This window comes from Sphingobium sp. FG58, from assembly GCF_057809055.1.
This window is the reverse complement of record NZ_JBMDJF010000058.1, coordinates 1-1,068: the sequence shown is the minus strand read 5'-3', so window position 1 is coordinate 1,068 and position 1,068 is coordinate 1. Positions and strand designations below refer to the sequence as shown.

Here is a 1,068-nt window from a genome sequence, read left to right as displayed (position 1 = left end):
GCCCCGGCGCATGGGGATGTACGTCACGTCGGCGCACCAGACGTGGTTGGGCCGCTCGATCGCCAGCTTGCGCAGCAGATACGGATAGACCCGGTGCTACGGATGCGGATCGCTCGTGCGGGGACGCTGGTAGATCGGCGTCAGGCCCATCTTCGCCATCAACCGCCGTGTCCGACGGCGACCGATCTCGTGTCCGGCACGCCGCAGGTGCCGCGCCATCTGGCGGCTGCCATACCACGGGCAGTCCAGGAACGTCGCGTCGATCACCGTCATCAGCGCCAGCGTCTCATCGGTCTCCGGCACCGGCGCATAGTAATAGGACGAGCGGCTGATCCGCAGCAGGCGACACTGTGCCGAGATCGTCAGGCGATGGTGAGCAGGTTCGACCATCGCCCGCCTCTGGTCCACGCTGATCGACCGAAGGCTTTCGCTAAAAAAATCCCGCTCCACGACCAGTTGCCCGATCTTGGCGTGCAGCTTTTCGACCTCGCTCTCGCCGACAGCCTTGGCCGCATCACGGGCTCCGGAAAAGGTGCTCTCCATTCCCTCGATGGCCTGCCGCTTCCATGATGCGATCATCGTATGATGCACGCCATGCTTGGCAGCCAACTCCGCCAGCGTCAGGTCGCCCCGGATCGCCTCCAGCGCCACCTTCGCCTTGAAATCCGCGCTGTAGCGCTTCCTCCTCGTCTTCATTCCCGTACCAATCCATCAAGTCGGGAGTAGCTTAACACCCTGTCCGAAAAACCGGCACCACCTCACTGACCGCGATCCGGCGGCACGCTTCGGCAGTCGATGCCCCCTGTGCCAACACGATCTCAACTTCGCGCAGCTTGCCGATAATCTCTTCCGGCTTGTGCTTCTTCCTTGGCATTCAAGGTCCCTTTCGTGGTCCAGACTATCATAGTCTCTGGGCCACTCAGCGGGGGCAGATCACTCATTAAATCCGGAATTTCGCCGCCCTCGTTCCCACTAAGCTTGAATTCTCGTTGTTGCGTATTGCCTTTCGGGCCGATCGTGTCCCGCGGGATGGTGTAACAGCGGGTATCCTCGGTAGAGGATCGGACT

General features: G+C 61.6%; 2 pseudogenes. Both read right to left on the bottom strand.

Annotated features, from left to right (window positions below):
* Positions 1–696: pseudogene (locus ACODR8_RS19935) on the bottom strand (IS3 family transposase); the annotation flags it as partial.
* A gap of 61 nt (positions 697–757) precedes the next feature.
* Positions 758–874 (bottom strand): annotated as a pseudogene (locus tag ACODR8_RS19930) (IS3 family transposase); the annotation flags it as partial.
* Positions 875–1,068 lie beyond the last annotated feature (194 nt).